Source organism: Ruegeria sp. ABF4_144, from assembly GCF_056160045.1.
In genome coordinates this window covers 952,633-970,809 of sequence record NZ_JBSWWK010000001.1, presented here as the reverse complement: position 1 = coordinate 970,809, position 18,177 = coordinate 952,633, and the positions used below count along the sequence as shown (strand labels likewise).

Sequence of the window (18,177 nt, the reverse complement as noted above, 5' to 3'; positions counted from 1 at the left end):
ATAGTTACCCGGTCAAGCGACGCCAAGACCTTGTTTCGTTTCCGCGGTCCATCCCAGGAACAGCGTGCCGTTATGCTCGATCAAGGGACGTTTCATCAGCGTCGGGTGATCCCCCAACAGCTCCAGTGCGGGCCGCGCGCGTTCCGCATCGTCCAATCCACGCCAGGTTGTGGAACGGGTGTTGAGCAAAGCCTCGCCGAAGGTGTCAAAAGCCCGCTCAAGCACCGAATCTGGCACACCGTCGGCTCGAACGTCAAAAAATTCAGCATCCGGCATTGATTTCAATGCCTTACGGCACGTGTCACAGTTCTTGAGGCCATAGAGGCGCATCTGCGGGGTTCTCCTGTATCTGGTTCAATTTCCGGCAATTTTGCCTGATCGTTTCGGTAATTCTTGATTTTTTACTTCACCGTGCAATGTTGAAAAAGACGAAACACGCAATTCGGGCTGTATCGTGTGGGCGATGCAGTGATGTGTTGCGGCGGCGTCAACCACTGCCCCCACCAATTATGTGGGACAACGTGTAAGTAGAAGGAGACACGGGAAATGCCAACTGGCACCGTGAAATGGTTTAATACCACGAAAGGCTACGGGTTTATTGCCCCCGATGAAGGCGGCAAGGACGTATTTGTTCATATCTCGGCCGTTGAACGGTCCGGTCTGACCGGGCTCGCTGACAATCAGAAAGTCTCGTACGAGCTGCAAGACGGACGTGACGGCCGCCAAATGGCAGCTGATTTGAAGCCACTGTAAGAAAACCGCGGTCTGCGGGTTATCAAAACAGGCCAACGGCCAATTACCGGCCGTTGACCAACCCCCAAAGGTTAGACAACCTTACCCTCGCGCCGGGTCAACCTTGGCATGAGTGTACCAGTCTTGTCCCATCGCCACGATACAGGACGTCCCGGTCGCATGGGTGACAACCATCGTCCAATCACCGGATTTACTGGTCCAAACTTCCATCAGCTGTTCAGGTCCGCGAACACCCGTCGCCACCCGTTCCGAGCCGAACTGCAGTTCAAGCTTCTCGTGCATCCGGGCGGTCGGCTCGCAAATGACTTCGGCAATCGGAGATTTAGCCTGCGCTGCAGGTGCGAGCACAAGGCAAAGGCAAGCTGTTCGGATTGCAGCACAAAGCGTCATGAGGTGAATGTAACAACTTCATGACGCCTTGTATAGACAAGTGATATGCGAAATCAGCCTTCGCGGATGACAGCCTCGAACTCGCGCCATTCCCGCGCGGTCATGCCCGAGTTTTCCTGTGTAACCGCCTCACCCGCCAGCATTCTGCGCAGGCTATCGACCATCTGCGCCGAGAGGTTGACCGCACCCAGACGGTAATCCTCGAACGCTTTGTAGGCGAAAGGCACCCAATCGGCGACGATCTTGCACATGGTGTCGGCATATACGCGGATTTCGTATTGAGCGTGCGGATCAGCGCGAAGGCGCAGGAAGTGGAACAGGTTGTGCAGATCAACCTTCCAGTACCACTGCGTGTAAATGTTCGCCGGCAGGTTCATTCGCGCCAGTTCACGGGCCAGACCCTGCTGGCCGTCCTGGCTGATCATCGCCTCGTAGTTGTCGTAGCAGCGCGCGCTGTCGGCCTTGAGCATCTCAAGCACACGCGCAGCCTCTTCCCCTTGCAACGCGTCGCCGCGGCCCTGGTTGTTGACCTCGGACTGCGCGGCTACGTGATCGGGTGCGGGAATGTAGAACTCGCGGTCCAGTATCGAATAGCGCGCAGAGTATTCGTTCACATTCGCTGTCCGATGACGAATCCATTGCCGGGCCACGAACACGGGCAGTTTGACGTGCAATTTAATCTCGCACATCTCGAACGGGGTCGAATGCCAGTGGCGCATCAGATAGCGGATCAGCCCCTCATCGTTCTGCACAGATTTGGTGCCTTTGCCGTAAGAGACCCGCGCTGCCTGACAGATCGCCGCGTCATCGCCCATGTAGTCGATCACACGTACAAAACCATGATCCAGCACCTGATGCGCGGTATACAGATGCTGTTCCATACCTGCAGCCACAACGCGGCGTGTTTGATGCGATTGCGCTCTTTGCGCTTCGATCTCGGCCAGTTGATCAGAGGACAGCGGCATGAAATTTCCTTTCCAGCAATGAGTCGCCCACCACTATATCTCGGCAACTGTCGGACCGGAACCGCGATATGTGCGCTCAATTCCGCAAATTCCAAATTGTGTCCCTGCTGCCCCTCGACTTGCTTAACCGGCGCGCTAAGCTGCTGCGCATTACCTGAACAGAAAGGAAGCCACACATGGGGCTGAGATATCTTCACACCATGGTCCGAGTGAAGGATCTGGAGAAGTCGATGGCATTTTATGAGCTGCTGGGACTGAAGGAAACACGCCGCTACGACAGCGAACCCGGACGGTTCTCACTGATCTTCATGGCACCCCCGGGGCAAGAGGATCGGCCGATCGAGCTGACCCATAACTGGGACGGAGATGAAAACCTGCCCAGCGACAGCCGCCATTTCGGGCATCTGGCTTACGGTGTCGACAACATCTACGAGGTCTGCCAGCACCTGCAGGACAATGGCGTCGTGATTAACCGCCCACCGCGCGATGGGCGCATGGCGTTTGTGCGCTCACCCGACAATATCTCGGTCGAGTTGCTGCAGAATGGCGACGCGCTGGAACCTGCTGAGCCATGGGCCAGCATGGAAAGCACCGGCCACTGGTGATCCGCTGGCTGACAGCACTAGGGTTGGCCGGACTGGCCAGCCCGCTTCGGGCCGAAACCTGCCGTCTGGCCCTGGCTTTGGCCATGGATATTTCAACCTCGGTAGATGCGACCGAAGACGCGCTGCAACGGCAGGGCCTGGCCGCAGCACTGGTTGCGCCCGAAGTGACCGAGGCGTTCTTTTCCTCACCCATGCCGGTGGCGCTTGCCGTCTATGAGTGGAGCGGTCGCTCTAACCAACGCATCATACTGGACTGGACGATGATCGATACGCAGGTCGACCTGCTGGCAGCAGCCGCGACCGTACAGCAATCGGTTCGGTCCGACAGTGGCTCGGCCACGGCAATGGGATATGCGCTGGCCTTTGGGGCCACACTGATGCAGCAAGCCCCACCCTGTTTGTTCCAGACTATTGATCTGTCGGGTGACGGGTCAAACAATGACGGCTACGGCCCGGACTCGGCCTATCGGCACTTTCCCTTTAAGGACACTGTCGTCAACGGGCTGGTAATCAATGCCGCCGATTTCGAAGGCGAACTGTACCTGATCCCCTTTTTCGAAAACAACGTCCTGCACGGGCCCGGCGCCTTTCTGGAAATCGCGCAGGGGTTCGAGGATTTCGAACGCGCGATGCGGCGCAAACTGGAACGGGAACTGACGGGGCTGCAAATCGGCGCGCTGCAGGACGACGCCAATTGGATGCACAGATCGGCCCTGCCCCGCCGTCCCTGACTAATAGATGTACCGAATCTGGTCGGTCCAATACCGCTCGACCCGACGCAGAGAAGTGGTGATGTCGTCGATCCCCTCAAGCCCAAGTACGCCGCGGGTCTGCAATCCCTCGGCATGTCGAAGGAAAAGCGTCGAAACGATATCGCGTATCTCACGCCCGCGCGGGGTCAAACGCACACGGACTGAGCGTCTGTCGATCTCGCATCGTTGGTGGTGCATGTAGCCCATTTCGACCAGCTTCTTGAGGTTGTAGCTGACATTGCTGCCCTGATAGTAACCGCGGCTTTTCAGTTCGCCCGCTGTCACCTCATGGTCGCCGATATTGAACAGCAACAGGGCCTGAACGGCGTTGATTTCTAGCACGCCGACGCGCTCGAACTCATCCTTGATGACGTCCAGAAGCAAACGATGCAGCCGCTCGACTAAAGCGAGCGCCTCGAGATAGCTGGTCATAAACCCTTTGGTTTCCGGCGCGGAGACCTGCATTTCCATACTCATCCGATCCTCCGATTCAGTCGCGCTGTTTCAGGCAGGATGAATCGAAATCCCGAAAAATCGGTTAAGCCGGATTTTCTTTATTTTTGAAAGGTCTGCGCGATATCCGCGATGAGGTCGGCAAAAACACCGGGCGGTTGCACCTGGCCCGTGACCCATTGATACAGGTCCTGATCGTTTTCATGCAGCATAGCGTCGTACAAATCCAAACCGGCAGTATCCATCTGGTCAAGATTGCGCGCGGCATAAGCAGACAGGATCAAATCCATCTCTTTGATGCCACGCCGCATGGACCGCATCTGCATACGTTTGATCCGAACCTCGCGTGTCTCGGTCACTGTGTCCGCTCCAGCATCAACCTCAGTTTCTTTTCCAGACGTGCGGCGCGTTCCGCACTGGCACGCATCTCGCCCCGGATCGAGCGCAGCTCTGCCACCGCATCCGCCAGTTCCAGATCGGCTGAGCCTTCTTCTACAGGCGCGTCCATGCCTTCGCCCTCACCGGTCAACAGCCACATGATCGAAACGTTGATCATGCCCGCCATCATCGACAAGCGATTGGCACGCGGTTCAGACAGATCATTTTCCCAGGCTGCAATTGTCGCCTTTTTGACCCCCAGACGCCGCGCCAACTGGGTTTGGGACATACCCGCTGCCTCACGTGCGCCTGCCAGCCTGTCCCCGAATGTTGCTGCGTCTGCTCCATACCAGTCGTTTTCGTCGCTCATCGGGGTCTCCTAACTCAAATTTTCATACGGCTTGATCGTAATTCGGACGCACCCTATGACAGTCAGGTTGAACATACAAACCGAGGTCGACCATGAGTTTCCTGTCTGCGACACTGTCACGCGTAAAACCCTCTCCGACCATTGCGATGACAGCAAAAGCGGCCGAGCTGAAAGCCGCTGGTCGTGACGTGATCGGCCTGAGCGCGGGGGAACCGGATTTCGATACCCCCCAGAACATCAAGGACGCAGCGGTGGCGGCCATTGCTGCGGGCAAGACCAAATACACTGCGCCTGACGGCATCCCTGAGCTAAAGCAAGCAGCCTGCGCCAAGATGAAGCGCGATCACGGGTTGGACTACACGCCCGCGCAGATCTCGGTCGGAACCGGTGGCAAGCAGACGCTGTACAATGCACTGATGGCGACGATGAATGATGGCGATGAGGTCATCATCCCCGCGCCCTATTGGGTGAGCTATCCCGATATGGTGTTGCTGGCGGGAGGAACTCCGGTCGTGGTCGAGACGGCGCTGGAGAACAGCTTCAAATTAACCGCCGAACAGCTTGAAGCCGCGATCACGCCCAAGACCAAATGGTTCATCTTCAACTCTCCGTCCAACCCGACCGGAGCGGGGTACAGCCGTGACGAGCTGAAGGCGCTGACGGATGTTTTGATGCGGCATCCGAATGTGTGGATCATGTCTGACGACATGTACGAACACCTCAACTATGACGGGTTTGAGTTCTGCACCCCAGCCGAGGTCGAACCGGGCCTGTATGACCGCACGCTGACCTGCAACGGTGTCTCTAAAGCCTATGCCATGACCGGTTGGCGCATCGGCTATGCGGCTGGCCCGGTCGAGATCATCGCCGCGATGCGCAAGATCCAATCGCAGTCCACCTCGAACCCCTGCTCGGTCAGTCAATGGGCCGCGGTTGAGGCGTTGAACGGCACTCAGGCGTTTCTGACCCCCAACAACGAGACCTTCAAACGTCGCCGCGATCTGGTCGTGCGGATGCTGAACGAAATCGACGGCATCACCTGCCCCACGCCCGAAGGCGCGTTTTACGTCTATCCCTCGATCGCGGGACTGATCGGCAAGACCACCCCGGCCGGTATTCTGATCGATACGGATGAGGCCTTCGCCACCGCCCTGCTGGAAGAGGCCGATGTGGCCGTTGTCTTCGGCGCAGCCTTTGGTCTGTCGCCGAACTTCCGTGTCAGCTACGCAACCTCGGACGAGGCTCTGACCGAGGCCTGCACCCGCATCCAGCGCTTCTGCGCGTCCCTGACCTGAGCAAGAGGCAACCGATGACTGCAGAGCTGCCCGAATACTATTTCCGTATCCGCGAGAATGGCGCGGTGGTTTTCAGGATCGATACTGAAAACCGCCAGCGGCGGATCGAGATGGATCAGATCGCGGTCATCAACATCCGCAATGGTGAGGTGAAACCGCAAGGCCAACGCACCCTGACCGAAGCCGATCAGGCCGAAATCGCGCGCTGGATGGCCGAGCGCAAAGCCCTGCTCGCGCAGCGCGATATCGACGACATTCATCGCGCGGTCGACTACATGAACCTGACAACGCAATGGGCGCAGTCCAAGGCGACGGATGAGCAGCTAGAGGATGTCACTGACCGGTTGCTTATGGCGATGCACGACTTACGCACTGTTCTGGTGCGCAAAAAGGCGGATCGACTGACCAAGGGCTGACCGGGTGATTATTCGGCCGGTACACCAACCTCACGGACAGAGCGCATCCAGAACCGCGCCATCAGAAGAACGGCGGCGCACGCAAGGCCCAGAACGAGGCCAAGCCAGATGCCGATACCGTCCATGCCCTGCACGAAGCCAAAATAGTACGACGCCGGTATCCCAACGACCCAATAGCTGAGCCCGGCCATCACCATCGGTATCTTGGCGTCCTGCAATCCACGCAGCAGACCCAGCGCAATCACTTGCGCTCCGTCCACCAGTTGGAACAAAGCGGCCATGGCCAGCAGCCCGGTACCGATCGCAAGGATTTGCGGGCGTTGCGGATCGTCGGATTCCATGAACAGTGAAATCAGCGGCTCGGCGCACGTCAGGAACAGGATGACCGTCAGCACCGACATGACCAACGACATACCCGTTACCGCGATAGCACCCTTTTCAAGGTGCGCGCGGTCTTTGCGCCCCAAAGCATTCCCTGCCCGGATCGTCGCCGCATTGGACAAGCCCAGATGCACCATGAAGGTGGCCGAAGCCAGGTTCAGTGCGATCCCGTGTGCCGCCAGCGGCACCTGACCCAGCCAGCCCATCATGATGGCCGACATGGCAAACAGGCTGACCTCGGCCAGAGTGGTCAAACCTATGGGCACGCCAAGGCGCAGGACGCTGAAAAAGAACTCCCAATCCGGGCGCCAGAAGCGTTGGAACAGGCTGTGTTCCGGCAGCACGCGCACCGCGTAGATGACGACAAAGACCAGCGAAACAATCTGAGTCACGACCGAGGCGATGGCCGCCCCCATGACCCCCAACTCGGGCGCACCCCAGTTGCCAAAGATCAGCGCATAATTTGTCAGGGCGTTCACCACCGCGGCAGTGACGGTGATCCACAGCACGATCTGCGTCCGCTCCAGCGCGGCCAGATAGGATTTCAACACCATCACCAATAGGGCCGGGAACAGCCCCCACCCGGCCACACGAAGGTATTCTGACGCGGTTTCAGCGACTTGTGGGTCTTGTTTCAAGGCGATCAGGATGGGTTGAGACCACCACAAAAGCGGCATCATCAGCGTTGCATAGATCAACGACAGCCACAGCCCCATGCGGGTCGAGCGGCGGATGCTGGTCTCATCTTCTTCGGCAGCGGCAGTCGCCACCATGGGCATCACAGCCCAGCCAAACCCGGCGCCGAACAGGAACAGCACAAAGTAATAGCTGCTGGCCAGCGTCACAGCGGCCAGCGCCTCGACCCCGTACCAGCCCAGCATGATGGTGTCAGTCAGGCCAATGGCAAACTGCGCCAGATGCCCGCCGATCAACGGCAGGCCTAGCACAGCGATGGCCTGGAAATGGCCGCGATATGTCATCACCTTGTTCATTCCATCAGCCTTATGCCCGGCCAGAGGCCGGGACAAGAGGCGATCATAGAAATTTCAAGTTGAGACTATATGTACGCGGCCTTTGGCTTAGCCTGTCACGAGGTTTCCGGATGCAGCGTATTGCCCAGAATATGCTCGGATCGATGGATCACGTGATGCGCCTGCCCCACAATCAGAGGATCAGGCGTCCCTACGATATCGTGATCCTTGTCCGGATAGTCCAGCGTCGACAGGAAGTGGCGCATCGTGTTCAGGCGGGCGCGTTTTTTGTCGTTGGACTTGATGATGGTCCACGGCGCATCGGCGGTGTCGGTGTAAAAGAACATCGCCTCTTTCGCCTCGGTATAGTCGTCCCATTTATCAAGGCTCGCCTTGTCGATTGGCGACAGTTTCCACTGCTTCAGCGGGTCGGTTTCGCGGCTTTTGAACCGGCGCTGCTGTTCGGTCTGAGTGACCGAGAACCAGTATTTGTAAAGCTGAATGCCCGAGCGTACCAACATCCGCTCAAGGTCCGGTGTCTGGCGCATGAATTCGAGGTACTCGTTCGGCGAGCAGAAACCCATGACCCGCTCAACGCCCGCGCGGTTGTACCAGGACCGGTCGTAGAACACCATTTCGCCAACCGTCGGCAGTTCCTGAATATAGCGTTGGTAGTACCACTGGCCCTTTTCTTCCCAAGTCGGCTTGTTCAGGGCGACAACGCGGGCCTGACGTGGGTTCAGGTGCTCCATGAACCGTTTGATCGTACCGCCTTTACCTGCCGCATCACGACCTTCAAACAGCAGCACAAAACGCTGACCGGTTTCCTGGGCCCATAGCTGTACCTTTAACAACTCGGCCTGCAACTCGGCCTTTTGCATCTCATAGGTCTTACGCGCCATCTTGCGGCCATAGGGGTATTTACCACTCTCAAACGCCTGCCGTATTCTTTCCGGGCTGGGTTGGGACGGCTCGGGTTTCGGGGTCGGAACGATTTTTACGGGGGATTGCTTTTCTTCAATTTTTGCCGCGGCTTCCATTCAGTTTTTCCTTTTCTCACTATCCGGGAAGACGGCTAGCAGAAGAGGCTGCTTTGCGCTTTGATTGGTGTCAAATTGATGAGCGAAAAACCCATCAATTCAAGGTTTGGCAGGAGGACGAATTTGGAAACGGACGTCATCAACCTGAATGGTCAATCTTTCTTTCTGCGATGCTGGGGCAACCCTGACCTGCCGCCCCTTCTGATGTTGCATGGTTTTCCTGAATATGGCGGTGCCTGGAGCGATCTGGCCCCGCATTTGGCAAGCCATTTTCATTGCATTGCGCCGGACCAGCGCGGCTATGGGCAAAGCTGGTGCCCCGAAGGCGTGGGGAATTTCACGGTGTCTCAGCTTGTCTCGGACATGGCCGCGCTGATCGAACAGGTTGGAGGTCCGATCTGCGTTCTTGGTCACGACTGGGGTGCGTCGGTGGCATACGGGCTGGCAATGTTCCGCCCCGATCTGGTCAGCCGTCTGATCATCGCAAACGGCGTCCACCCGGTGCCGTTTCAGCGCGCCATGGCCTCTGGCGGCGCGCAGTCCGAGGCATCACAATACATCAACGCCCTTCGCGGTCCGGATGCGGCCGCGCAGTTTTCAACAGACAATTTTGCTAAGCTCGAACAGTTCTTTCGCTTTGGCATGGGCGTCGATTGGCTGTCAGAGGAGCGCATGGAAGACTATCGCACCGAGTGGGCACGCCCTGGGCGGCTTGAGGCGATGCTGAATTGGTACCGCGCCTCACCTCTGGTCGTCGCCAAACCCGGAGAACCATGCACCGATCTGCCCGAGTTACCGCTGGACCGCCTGATGGTCCGCTGCCCGCACCTGCTGTTGTGGGGGCCGGATGACAAAGCTCTGTTGCCTGAATCCACTGCGGGGCTGGAACAGTTCGCTCCCGATCTAACCCGCATGGAAATCCCTGGCACCGACCACTGGCTGCATCACCAGCGGCCGGAGGCCGTCGCCAATGCCATTTTGAACTGGATCGAGGTTTGACCGCTTAGGTATGCCCCCAATCCTCGGGGTCGTCCGAGTTGTTTGGGGAAAGGCCCAGAATGTCACCATCGGTCGAGCACCCCAGCCCTAGAACCGTCCGGTTCGCATAAGCAAAGTAAGCGCAGACCTGATTGATCTCGAGGATTTCACCGTCGTCCCAGCCAGCATCCCGCAGGGCCTGCACATCCGCCTTGACCATTTCCGCCGGTGCCTCGGTCAGCTTACGCGCATAGGTCATCGCCGCGATTTGCGCCCCGTCCAACGGAGCATCGCTCAGCGTTTCTGCCTCGATCGCAGCGCGGATGGCATTGCCTAGGTCCGGATCATTCAGCAATCGCTGCAGACCGCTGAAATGATGCTCAACGCAATAGCTGCACTGGTTCAGCGAACTCACCCAGACACCCAGCACCTCAAGAAACCACTTTGGCACCTTATTGGCCGAATGGTGCAGAACCTTCTTATAAAGTGCCATATGGCCTTCCATCGAATGCGGCCGAAGGGAATGCACCATCATGATGTTGTCGACGTTGTTGTCCGGCCCGGTGACCCGTTCGTATAGCTTGCGCAGCTTGCCGCTGGCCTGGTCGAATGGAACAATCTTGATCCAGCTCATGCGGTTTTCCTTCTTTCCATCGTGCCGTCGCTGCCCCGGCCTCGACCTTGTCATCGACAAGACGAAACTGGATTGGCCAACCATGTCAGGCTAAGCTGGACAAAGGCAAGGGGGGAGTATCCGATGGAAATGGCGGAAAAAACGGTCGCGGACTGGTATGCCAATCACCCGATTTCTGCGCCACATATCCTGACAAAGCTGAAGAACCTTCATGGCTCGCTTGAAGGTATAACACCGAAAGAACTCTACCCCTACGATCAGGATCACTATGACGGGCTCGAGGCGAACGCCCGGCTTGCTGACAAGGTTCGCATGAACGCCGGAGACAGTGTTCTGGATGTCTGCGCCGGGTTGTGCGGCCCCGCGCGCTGGTACGCTTCCGAGCGCGGCGTTCAGGTGACCGGCATCGATATCAGCCCCAACCGCGTCGATGGCGCAAAAGAGCTGAACGCGCTGGTCGGACTGCAGGGCCAGATTCATCCCGTGTTGGCCAGCGCGATGGATCTGCCCTTTGACGATGCACAGTTCGATGCCGCCGTCAGCCAGGAATCCTTCCTGCACATCCCCGACAAACCTAAAGCCCTGCACGAGGTGTTTCGCGTTCTACGCCCCGGAGGCCGCTTTGCCTTTACCGACTGGGTGATGCACACACCCTTGCCAGAAGATGAAATGGAACAATACCGTCAACGCTTTGCCTGCCAGTCCCTGCTGAGTATACCTGAATACGAAACTGACCTGCGAAAAGCCGGATTCGAGATCGTCTCGGCCGACGATATCACCGGGCCCTGGGGCGATATTCTGGCGCGGCGATTGAGTATGTACCAAACTCTGGATGCCGAGGCTGAGCGCGCAGGCAACCCCTCCAAGGGGGATGAGTTTCTGAAGATGTACGCAAAATTCGTCGGCGACGTGCAGCAACGACGTATCGGCGGCGTGCGCCTGACAGCTGAAAAACCACAATAACCCCGCGCTGAGCACAGCTTTGCCCTTGTGACCGCAAACGTGGGGCGGAGCATTTTGCACGCTGCACACAGCCAATTGCCCACAACACCTCGCGCCCCTCTTCCCCCGGACCACATCACCTGCCATAATGGAACCCAACCCAAAAACAAGAGCAGCACCGATGCCCGACGATCTGTTGACGCCCAGCGCGACCACCACCTATGACGCCTCCTCGATTGAGGTGCTTGAAGGGCTGGAACCGGTCCGAAAACGCCCCGGTATGTATATCGGCGGCACCGACGAGCGCGCGCTGCACCATATGGTCGCCGAGATCCTCGACAACTCGATGGACGAAGCGGTCGCCGGTCACGCCAACCGGATCGAGGTTGAGCTGCACGCTGATTACGCCCTGACTGTACGCGATAACGGGCGCGGTATCCCGATCGACCCGCACCCAAAATTCCCGGACAAGTCCGCGCTTGAGGTTATCCTATGTACCCTACACGCGGGCGGTAAGTTCTCGGGCAAGGCCTATCAGACCTCGGGTGGTTTGCACGGCGTGGGTGCGTCTGTGGTCAACGCTCTGTCGGATTCGATGGTGGTGCAAGTGGCGCGCGACAAGACGCTGTTCGAACAGCGGTTCTCGCGCGGTGTTCCTTTGGGTCCGGTCGAGAAAGTCGGCGCCGCCCCCAACCGACGTGGCACCATGGTCACCTTTCACGCGGATGAGGAAATCTTCGGCCATCACCGCTTCAAACCGGCGCGACTGTTCAAGTCGATCCGCTCCAAGGCCTACCTGTTCTCGGGCGTCGAAATCCGCTGGAAGTCCCATATCGACGATGGTGAGACCCCGACCGAGGCGACCTTCCACTTCCCCGGCGGCCTGTCGGACTATCTGAAAGAGACGATGAACGGCTCCTCGACATATGCCGAGCAGCCTTTCGCCGGAACCGTGGACTTCAACGAGAAATTCGGAACACCGGGCAAGGTCGAATGGGCGATCAACTGGACGCCCTCGCGCGACGGTTTCATCCAGTCCTACTGTAACACCGTCCCCACCCCCGAAGGCGGCACCCACGTGGCCGGGTTCTGGTCCGCGGTCCTCAAGGGGATCAAAGCCTATGGGGAACTGATCAATAACAAAAAGGCCGCGCAGATCACTCGTGATGACCTGATGACCGGCGGCTGCGCCTTGGTGTCGTGCTTTATCAGCGAGCCGGAATTCGTCGGCCAGACCAAAGACCGCCTTGCCACGGTCGAGGCGCAACGGCTGGTCGAAAACTCGGTCCGCGACCATTTCGACAACTGGCTGGCCGCGGACACGAAATCCGCCGGCGCGATCCTCGACTTCCTCATACTGAGGGCCGAAGAACGCCTGCGCCGTCGGGCCGAGAAGGAAACACAACGCAAGTCCGCCACTAAGAAACTTCGTCTCCCCGGCAAGTTGGTGGACTGCTCTAGTTCAACACGCGACGGCACCGAATTATTCATCGTTGAGGGCGACTCGGCGGGCGGTTCCGCAAAAATGGGCCGTGACCGCAAGACACAAGCCCTGTTGCCCCTGCGCGGCAAGATCCTGAACGTGCTGGGCGCGGCCAGTTCGAAACTTGGCACGAACGCCGAGATCAACGACCTGACCCAAGCGCTGGGTGTGGGGCTTGGCACCAAGTTCAACGTCGACGATCTGCGCTATGACAAGATCATCATAATGACCGACGCGGATGTGGACGGGGCGCATATCGCCTCGTTGCTGATGACGTTCTTCTTTACCCAGATGCGCCCGATGATCGACGCGGGTCACCTGTACCTCGCCTGCCCGCCCCTCTATCGCCTGACCCAAGGTGCCAAACGCGTCTATTGTCTGGATGAGGCCGAGCGCGACGAATGGCTGGAAAAAGGGCTGGGCGGTAAGGGTAAGATTGACGTGTCCCGCTTCAAAGGTCTGGGCGAGATGGACGCCAAAGACCTGAAAGAGACCACGATGGACCCGAAATCCCGGAAATTGATCCGGGTCACCATCGACGAGGACGAACCCGGCGAGACCGGCGATCTGGTCGAGCGCCTGATGGGCAAAAAACCCGAACTGCGGTTCCAATACATTCAGGAGAACGCGCGGTTCGTGGAGGAGTTGGATGTTTGAGGAACGCGCATGCGCGATGACTATGATGATAACTTCTGGGAGAAACACTGCGTCTCTCGACCTGCCTCGCCACTAAGGCTTGCGAGGAATTCAAAGCGCTAGTAGATACTTGCCCGGATGAACGAGTCGTTCAAAGTTTTTTAGAAGAGAACCCATGGCTTCTCTCTGAACAGTTTCCGCACTGTCACTTCATAATTCCTCAGTTCAGTCTCGCGGGTCAGTATGTCACTGATTTCGTGGCCCCAGAAAGGTGCTCTGGAGAAACGATTTGGATGCTTATCGAAATTGAGCGACCAAAGGTAAAGCTAGTTACAAAGGACGGGGATTTCGCAAAAACCGTTAGGACGGCCATCGGGCAAGTACGCGATTGGAAGAGATGGCTGCTTGAAAACCAAGAGCTTGCCAAAAAATCTAGGCTCCGCGGCGGTCTGGGCCTTCATGATATGTCGCGTCTGCTGACCGGTTACATTGTTGTTGGCCGTCGCTCGGACGTCACCGAGCGCTTCAATCAACTAAGGTCAGACGTGCTCTCGAACGAGAACATTAAAATTCTCACCTATGACCGTATTATTGAATGGGCGAGAAAGAGGGCTGAGTTTTGGGAAAACTACTCTCCGTTTCCTGAAGGAGTTCGCGTTCTAAAAGATCGCTGACATTTTCTTCTATCTTATTATGCAACAATTAACAGCCGCCGCGCCCACCCATGGGGGCGGGTCGGGCGCGTGCTTGATGCTTCGCATCAAGCATTGGGTGAATATCGCGGAAACTTTCCGCAAGCGGCTAGTGAACATTTCCGTTGCCTAACCCGTTGATCTCGTTCACACTTACCTTCAAACCGCCATTAAAGAACGCCTTTCGAGGTTCCGACGTATCAAAACCGAATAAGATCAACAGATTTCCGAACGGGAGGACGACATGAAAACACTCACCCTTGGGCTGGCTTTTGCCTTGCTGGCAAGTCAGGCGACCGCGCAGCAAACGCTCAGCTTTGCATCACCCATTCCAGACGGTGCCGAGACCAAATTCTGCTATTACAAGGGCATGGCCTATTCCGAGGACGCCTTTGTCCTGCTGGTGGGCGACAACACCGTCACCACTTCGGTCAGCACCGTGCAAGAACGCCTGCTGCGTTGTCACCGTGAAGGCGACGGCACCCTGAAATGGAAACCGCAAAGCACGTTTTCGACCAATAACTAAGCGCTTGGGGTGGGCGATCTAGCCCATCTTATCCTCCAGCCAGTCTGCGATCTGCGCGGCGGGCTTTTCCCAGCCGGGCTCCATGAACAGGAAATGCGCGTGGTCTTGGACGGGCATGAACGTCGCGCGGTCTTTGTACAGATCGGCCAGCGCGCGGCAGGTGTGGGGGTTCACGGCCCGGTCCTCGGTGCCCGAGACGATCAGCACCGGGCAATCGACCTTGTCGATATCCACCTTCATCGCGTGGTGATCGTCGAACATCCAGAAGAACATCTCGAACATCACCCGCCCGCTTTCGGCACCCAGGCGGTCGAAGACAGCGCGCTGCTGCGTCTCGGGCATCTTGTTCAGCGCAAAGGGGGCCATCAGGTCGAACTCGACCCGCATGGGCTGTTTCCAAAACGCCCCGCCCTCCATCAGCGCGCGCGGAATGGCGCGTTCGTCGTCGGTTTCCGGCAACGTCCCCCACGCGGCGTTTGGGTTAATCAAGACTATGGCGCTGGCCAACCCCCGCGAGGCTACCTGTTGCGCCACCACACCCGCGATCGCATGGCCGAGTAGCACCGGCTTGCTGTCCAACCCCTGCACGAATTCAGCGATGTCATTGGCGTAGTCCATGACACTGGTATCGGTCAGGTTGGGGTCGGGCTCGGCCTTTGGGTCTCCGCCGTGATAGCGCAGCGCCGGGGTGTGCACCGTCCAGCCGCGGTCGCGAAAGAAGCCCGCGTAATCTTCCATACACCACGGTCCGGCAAAGGCCCCGTGGATCAGAACAATCTCTTTGGTCATGAAAATCTCCCTCACCTCCGATCAGTATGAGAGGTGAGGGATGGGTTCGGCAAGCCTGTTACAGCGCGGCTCTGAACAGCGTGGTCAGGTTGTCTTCGGTCAGTTCGATCGGGTTACCGCCGCAAGACGGGTCGATGATCGCGCCTTTGACCAGTTCGGGGATCGACGCATCTGTGACGCCCAGATCGGACAGTTTACGCGGGATACCCAGGCCATCGTTAAATTCCTGCACAAAGGCGCGGAAGCCGTCGAAGCCACCGTTGATGTTCAGATAAGCGGCCGCTTGTTGGAAGCGGTCCGCAATTGCGGGGGCGTTGAACTCTAGCACAGCAGGCATACAGACCGCGTTGGTGGTGCCGTGATGGGTGTTGAAATGCGCACCCACGGGATGGCTCATCGCGTGGATGGCGCCAAGGCCTTTCTGGAAGGCCGTCGCACCCATCGCGGCTGCGCTCATCATCTGTGCACGGGCTTCGATGTCAGTCCCGTCGGCATAGGCACGCGGCAGATATTCCACCACCAGACGCATCCCTTCCAGCGCGATCCCCTGGCTCATCGGATGATAGTGCGGGCTGGAATACGCCTCGACACAATGCGCGAAGGCATCCAGACCGGTGCCTGCGGTGATGAATTTGGGCATCCCAACGGTCAGTTCCGGGTCGCAGATCACCACAGTCGGCAGAACTTTGGGGTGGAAGATGATCTTCTTTGCATGGGTCTCGGAATTGGTGATGACGCTGGCGCGCCCAACCTCGGAGCCGGTGCCGGCGGTGGTCGGCACCGCGATGATCGGGGCGATGGCATCAGCGTCCGCTCGGGTCCACCAGTCGCCGATATCTTCGAAATCCCACACAGGGCGTGTCTGACCGGCCATGAAAGCAACCATCTTGCCCAGGTCTAGCCCTGAACCGCCACCAAACGCGATGACCCCGTCATGACCGCCCGCCTTATAGGCCGCAACACCCGCGTCTAGGTTCTTTTCATTCGGGTTCGGGTCCACATCACTAAACAAACCGCGCCCCAGACCGGCGGCCTCCATGATATCCAGCGTCGCCGTGGTGATCGGCAGATCGGCCAGACCTTTGTCGGTGACCAACAAGGGGCGCTTCATCCCGGCTGCCGCACAGGCTTCGGGCAATTCCTTGATACGCCCCGGCCCAAATTTGATCGCGGTCGGATACGACCAGTTTCCAACAAGTGACATGTCAGGTTTCCTTTGTAATTTGAGGCCTGCTCTGGCGAGGGGGTCTGTCCAGAGCAGGCCGGTGTCCTTAACCCGTGACCTTTTTCAGGTGATAGGATTTGGGACGTGTCAGGTTGTGATAACCGATGACGGACAAACCGCCGCCGCGCCCAGTGTTCTTGCACCCCGTCCAGCACAGGCCAGGGTCGAGATAGTCAGCGCGGTTCATGAATACCGTGCCGGTCTCGATCTGATCACCCACGCGCGCCGCACGGTCCACATCACCGGTCCAGAGGCTGGCGGTCAAGCCGAACTCACTGTCATTCATCAGTGCGATGGCTTCTTCGTCCGAGGACACTTTCATGATGCCCACGACCGGGCCAAAGCTCTCATCCCGCATCACACGCATGTCGTGGGTGACACTGGTCAGGATCTGTGGCGTCAGGTAAGCACCGCCATCATCTTCTGGAAGCGTCTTGATATGGGCGACTGCACCGGCAGCGACAGCCTCGGCAATCTGCGCCCGCACTTCGTCGGCGAACCGCACATTGGCCATCGGGCCGATTGTCGTCTCGGCGTCCAGGGGGTTGCCCAGCTTGTATCCTTTCACGACCTCAACAGCCTTGGCGACAAAATCGTCATAGAGGCTTTCATGCACGTAAATCCGCTCAATCCCGCAACAGCATTGGCCCGAGTTGAACATCGCCCCGTCGATCAGAGTATCTACGGCCGCATCCAGATCCGCGTCGTCCATGACATAGCCCGGATCCTTACCGCCCAACTCGGTTCCGACGCCGGTAAAGGTTCCAGCCGCAGCGCGCTCCATCGCCTGTCCGCCGCCAACTGAACCGGTGAAGTTCACAAAGTCAAACGCATTGCCTGCGATCAGGTCATTGGTCACGTCGTGGCTTAGGAACACATTTTGGAACACGTCCTCTGGCACACCTGCCGAATGGAACGCCTGCGCCATGCGCTCGCCGACCAGTAAGGTCTGTGTGGCATGTTTAAGGATCACTGTATTCCCTGCGATCAGCGCCGGGGCCACCGTGTTGATCGCCGTCATGTAAGGGTAATTCCACGGTGCCACGACAAAAACCACGCCATGCGGGATACGCTTGATGTAGCGCCTGAAGGTCTCATCCTCGCCTACCTCGATATCGGCCAGCGAAGCCTCGGCGATCTCGGCCATATGGCTGGCGCGCTCGTTGAAGCCGCCAAATTCTCCACCATAGCGAACCGGACGACCCATCATATGGGCCAGTTCAGGCACGATTTCATCATTCATCGCGCCAACTGCGGCCACACCCGCCATTACAAGATCAACGCGCTCTTTCAACGGTCGTGCCGCCCATGCGGCCTGCGCCGCACGCGCCCGGCTCGCAACCTCAAACGCCGCGTCCCGAGACAACACTTCTCGCTCCGCAAAAACCGATCCATCAATCGGTGAGACACATTTCAACATCTGCCCCATATCCACTCCATTTCCGAAGGAAGCAGGATCCCCTGCTTCATCTGGCCCAAAAAAATCTCGGGGGTTTGGGGGCA

The 18,177-nt window shown here is 58.2% G+C and carries 22 protein-coding genes; 10 read left to right on the top strand and 12 right to left on the bottom strand.

Translation table 11 applies throughout. The features are described from left to right. Window positions 1–12 precede the first annotated feature (12 nt). The gene (locus ACXAGD_RS05025; RefSeq protein ID WP_475208863.1) at window positions 13–330 is read right to left on the bottom strand and encodes an ArsC/Spx/MgsR family protein; all 318 of its coding nucleotides are present in this window, start codon (window positions 328–330) and stop codon (window positions 13–15) included. A gap of 216 nt (window positions 331–546) precedes the next feature. On the opposite strand from ACXAGD_RS05025, the gene ACXAGD_RS05020 reads away from it, so the two are divergent. Continuing rightward, a complete protein-coding gene (locus tag ACXAGD_RS05020) occupies window positions 547–753 on the top strand; it encodes a cold-shock protein (RefSeq protein ID WP_008758035.1) in 207 nt (68 codons plus the stop codon). 81 nt (window positions 754–834) lie between these two features. Here the strand turns inward: ACXAGD_RS05020 and ACXAGD_RS05015 are convergent, their stop codons facing one another. After that, the gene (locus tag ACXAGD_RS05015; RefSeq protein WP_475208862.1) at window positions 835–1,101 is read right to left on the bottom strand and encodes a hypothetical protein; all 267 of its coding nucleotides are present in this window, start codon (window positions 1,099–1,101) and stop codon (window positions 835–837) included. Between the two features lie 95 nt (window positions 1,102–1,196). Beyond that, complete coding sequence (gene thyX, locus ACXAGD_RS05010) at window positions 1,197–2,108, bottom strand: FAD-dependent thymidylate synthase (RefSeq protein ID WP_475208861.1); 912 nt, start codon at window positions 2,106–2,108, stop codon at window positions 1,197–1,199. Window positions 2,109–2,284: 176 nt separating this feature from the next. Here thyX and ACXAGD_RS05005 point away from each other — a divergent pair, with 176 nt between their 5' ends. Both ACXAGD_RS05005 and ACXAGD_RS05000 read left to right on the top strand, forming a co-directional pair. Continuing rightward, window positions 2,285–2,713 (top strand): VOC family protein, encoded by a 429-nt coding sequence (locus tag ACXAGD_RS05005; RefSeq protein ID WP_475208860.1) that lies wholly within the window; start codon window positions 2,285–2,287, stop codon window positions 2,711–2,713. After that, on the top strand, window positions 2,680–3,444 hold the full coding sequence (locus ACXAGD_RS05000; RefSeq protein ID WP_475208859.1) for a DUF1194 domain-containing protein: 765 nt from the start codon (window positions 2,680–2,682) through the stop codon (window positions 3,442–3,444). Before ACXAGD_RS05005 ends, ACXAGD_RS05000 begins: the two co-directional genes overlap by 34 nt. On the opposite strand, the gene ACXAGD_RS04995 is transcribed toward ACXAGD_RS05000, so the two are convergent. From ACXAGD_RS04995 to ACXAGD_RS04985, 3 genes are all read right to left on the bottom strand, one after another. After that, window positions 3,445–3,942: a MarR family winged helix-turn-helix transcriptional regulator gene (locus ACXAGD_RS04995; protein ID WP_437436601.1), complete on the bottom strand. Its 498-nt coding sequence runs from the start codon at window positions 3,940–3,942 to the stop codon at window positions 3,445–3,447. A 77-nt stretch (window positions 3,943–4,019) separates the two neighbouring features. Further along, window positions 4,020–4,277 carry a succinate dehydrogenase assembly factor 2 gene (locus ACXAGD_RS04990; protein ID WP_475208858.1) on the bottom strand — a complete coding sequence of 86 codons (258 nt, stop codon included), beginning with the start codon at window positions 4,275–4,277 and terminating at the stop codon, window positions 4,020–4,022. Next, window positions 4,274–4,666 (bottom strand): helix-turn-helix domain-containing protein, encoded by a 393-nt coding sequence (locus ACXAGD_RS04985; protein ID WP_475208857.1) that lies wholly within the window; start codon window positions 4,664–4,666, stop codon window positions 4,274–4,276. The genes ACXAGD_RS04990 and ACXAGD_RS04985 overlap by 4 nt, the downstream gene beginning before the upstream one ends. A gap of 92 nt (window positions 4,667–4,758) precedes the next feature. On the opposite strand from ACXAGD_RS04985, the gene ACXAGD_RS04980 reads away from it, so the two are divergent. Further along, the gene (locus tag ACXAGD_RS04980) at window positions 4,759–5,961 is read left to right on the top strand and encodes a pyridoxal phosphate-dependent aminotransferase (protein WP_475208856.1); all 1,203 of its coding nucleotides are present in this window, start codon (window positions 4,759–4,761) and stop codon (window positions 5,959–5,961) included. 14 nt (window positions 5,962–5,975) lie between these two features. Continuing rightward, window positions 5,976–6,377: a hypothetical protein gene (locus ACXAGD_RS04975; RefSeq protein ID WP_475208855.1), complete on the top strand. Its 402-nt coding sequence runs from the start codon at window positions 5,976–5,978 to the stop codon at window positions 6,375–6,377. An 8-nt stretch (window positions 6,378–6,385) separates the two neighbouring features. On the opposite strand, the gene ACXAGD_RS04970 is transcribed toward ACXAGD_RS04975, so the two are convergent. Beyond that, entirely contained in the window at window positions 6,386–7,750 is a 1,365-nt protein-coding gene (locus ACXAGD_RS04970) for an MATE family efflux transporter (protein WP_475208854.1), read from the bottom strand. A gap of 95 nt (window positions 7,751–7,845) precedes the next feature. Beyond that, window positions 7,846–8,769 carry a polyphosphate kinase 2 gene (gene ppk2 / locus ACXAGD_RS04965; RefSeq protein ID WP_475208853.1) on the bottom strand — a complete coding sequence of 308 codons (924 nt, stop codon included), beginning with the start codon at window positions 8,767–8,769 and terminating at the stop codon, window positions 7,846–7,848. Window positions 8,770–8,847: 78 nt separating this feature from the next. On the opposite strand from ppk2, the gene ACXAGD_RS04960 reads away from it, so the two are divergent. Next, window positions 8,848–9,768, top strand: coding sequence for an alpha/beta fold hydrolase (locus ACXAGD_RS04960; RefSeq protein ID WP_475208850.1), 921 nt, complete (start codon window positions 8,848–8,850; stop codon window positions 9,766–9,768). A 4-nt stretch (window positions 9,769–9,772) separates the two neighbouring features. Here ACXAGD_RS04960 and ACXAGD_RS04955 read toward each other — a convergent pair whose 3' ends face one another. Then, complete coding sequence (locus tag ACXAGD_RS04955) at window positions 9,773–10,381, bottom strand: carboxymuconolactone decarboxylase family protein (RefSeq protein ID WP_475208849.1); 609 nt, start codon at window positions 10,379–10,381, stop codon at window positions 9,773–9,775. Between the two features lie 123 nt (window positions 10,382–10,504). Between ACXAGD_RS04955 and ACXAGD_RS04950 the strand changes: the two genes are divergently transcribed. From ACXAGD_RS04950 to ACXAGD_RS04935, 4 genes are all read left to right on the top strand, one after another. Further along, on the top strand, window positions 10,505–11,344 hold the full coding sequence (locus tag ACXAGD_RS04950; RefSeq protein ID WP_475208848.1) for a class I SAM-dependent methyltransferase: 840 nt from the start codon (window positions 10,505–10,507) through the stop codon (window positions 11,342–11,344). 160 nt (window positions 11,345–11,504) lie between these two features. Then, window positions 11,505–13,463: a DNA topoisomerase IV subunit B gene (gene parE, locus ACXAGD_RS04945; RefSeq protein WP_475208847.1), complete on the top strand. Its 1,959-nt coding sequence runs from the start codon at window positions 11,505–11,507 to the stop codon at window positions 13,461–13,463. 35 nt (window positions 13,464–13,498) lie between these two features. Continuing rightward, window positions 13,499–14,116, top strand: coding sequence for a Shedu immune nuclease family protein (locus ACXAGD_RS04940; RefSeq protein WP_475212495.1), 618 nt, complete (start codon window positions 13,499–13,501; stop codon window positions 14,114–14,116). Window positions 14,117–14,378: 262 nt separating this feature from the next. After that, the gene (locus ACXAGD_RS04935; protein WP_475208846.1) at window positions 14,379–14,660 is read left to right on the top strand and encodes a hypothetical protein; all 282 of its coding nucleotides are present in this window, start codon (window positions 14,379–14,381) and stop codon (window positions 14,658–14,660) included. Window positions 14,661–14,678: 18 nt separating this feature from the next. On the opposite strand, the gene ACXAGD_RS04930 is transcribed toward ACXAGD_RS04935, so the two are convergent. The 3 genes from ACXAGD_RS04930 to ACXAGD_RS04920 all read right to left on the bottom strand — a co-directional run bounded on the left by ACXAGD_RS04930 (window position 14,679) and on the right by ACXAGD_RS04920 (window position 18,103). Continuing rightward, entirely contained in the window at window positions 14,679–15,449 is a 771-nt protein-coding gene (locus ACXAGD_RS04930) for an alpha/beta hydrolase (protein WP_475208845.1), read from the bottom strand. A 58-nt stretch (window positions 15,450–15,507) separates the two neighbouring features. Continuing rightward, window positions 15,508–16,653, bottom strand: a complete 1,146-nt coding sequence (locus ACXAGD_RS04925; RefSeq protein ID WP_475208844.1) for an iron-containing alcohol dehydrogenase — start codon at window positions 16,651–16,653, stop codon at window positions 15,508–15,510. Window positions 16,654–16,720: 67 nt separating this feature from the next. Beyond that, window positions 16,721–18,103, bottom strand: a complete 1,383-nt coding sequence (locus ACXAGD_RS04920) for an aldehyde dehydrogenase family protein (protein ID WP_475208843.1) — start codon at window positions 18,101–18,103, stop codon at window positions 16,721–16,723. Window positions 18,104–18,177: the final 74 nt, after the last annotated feature.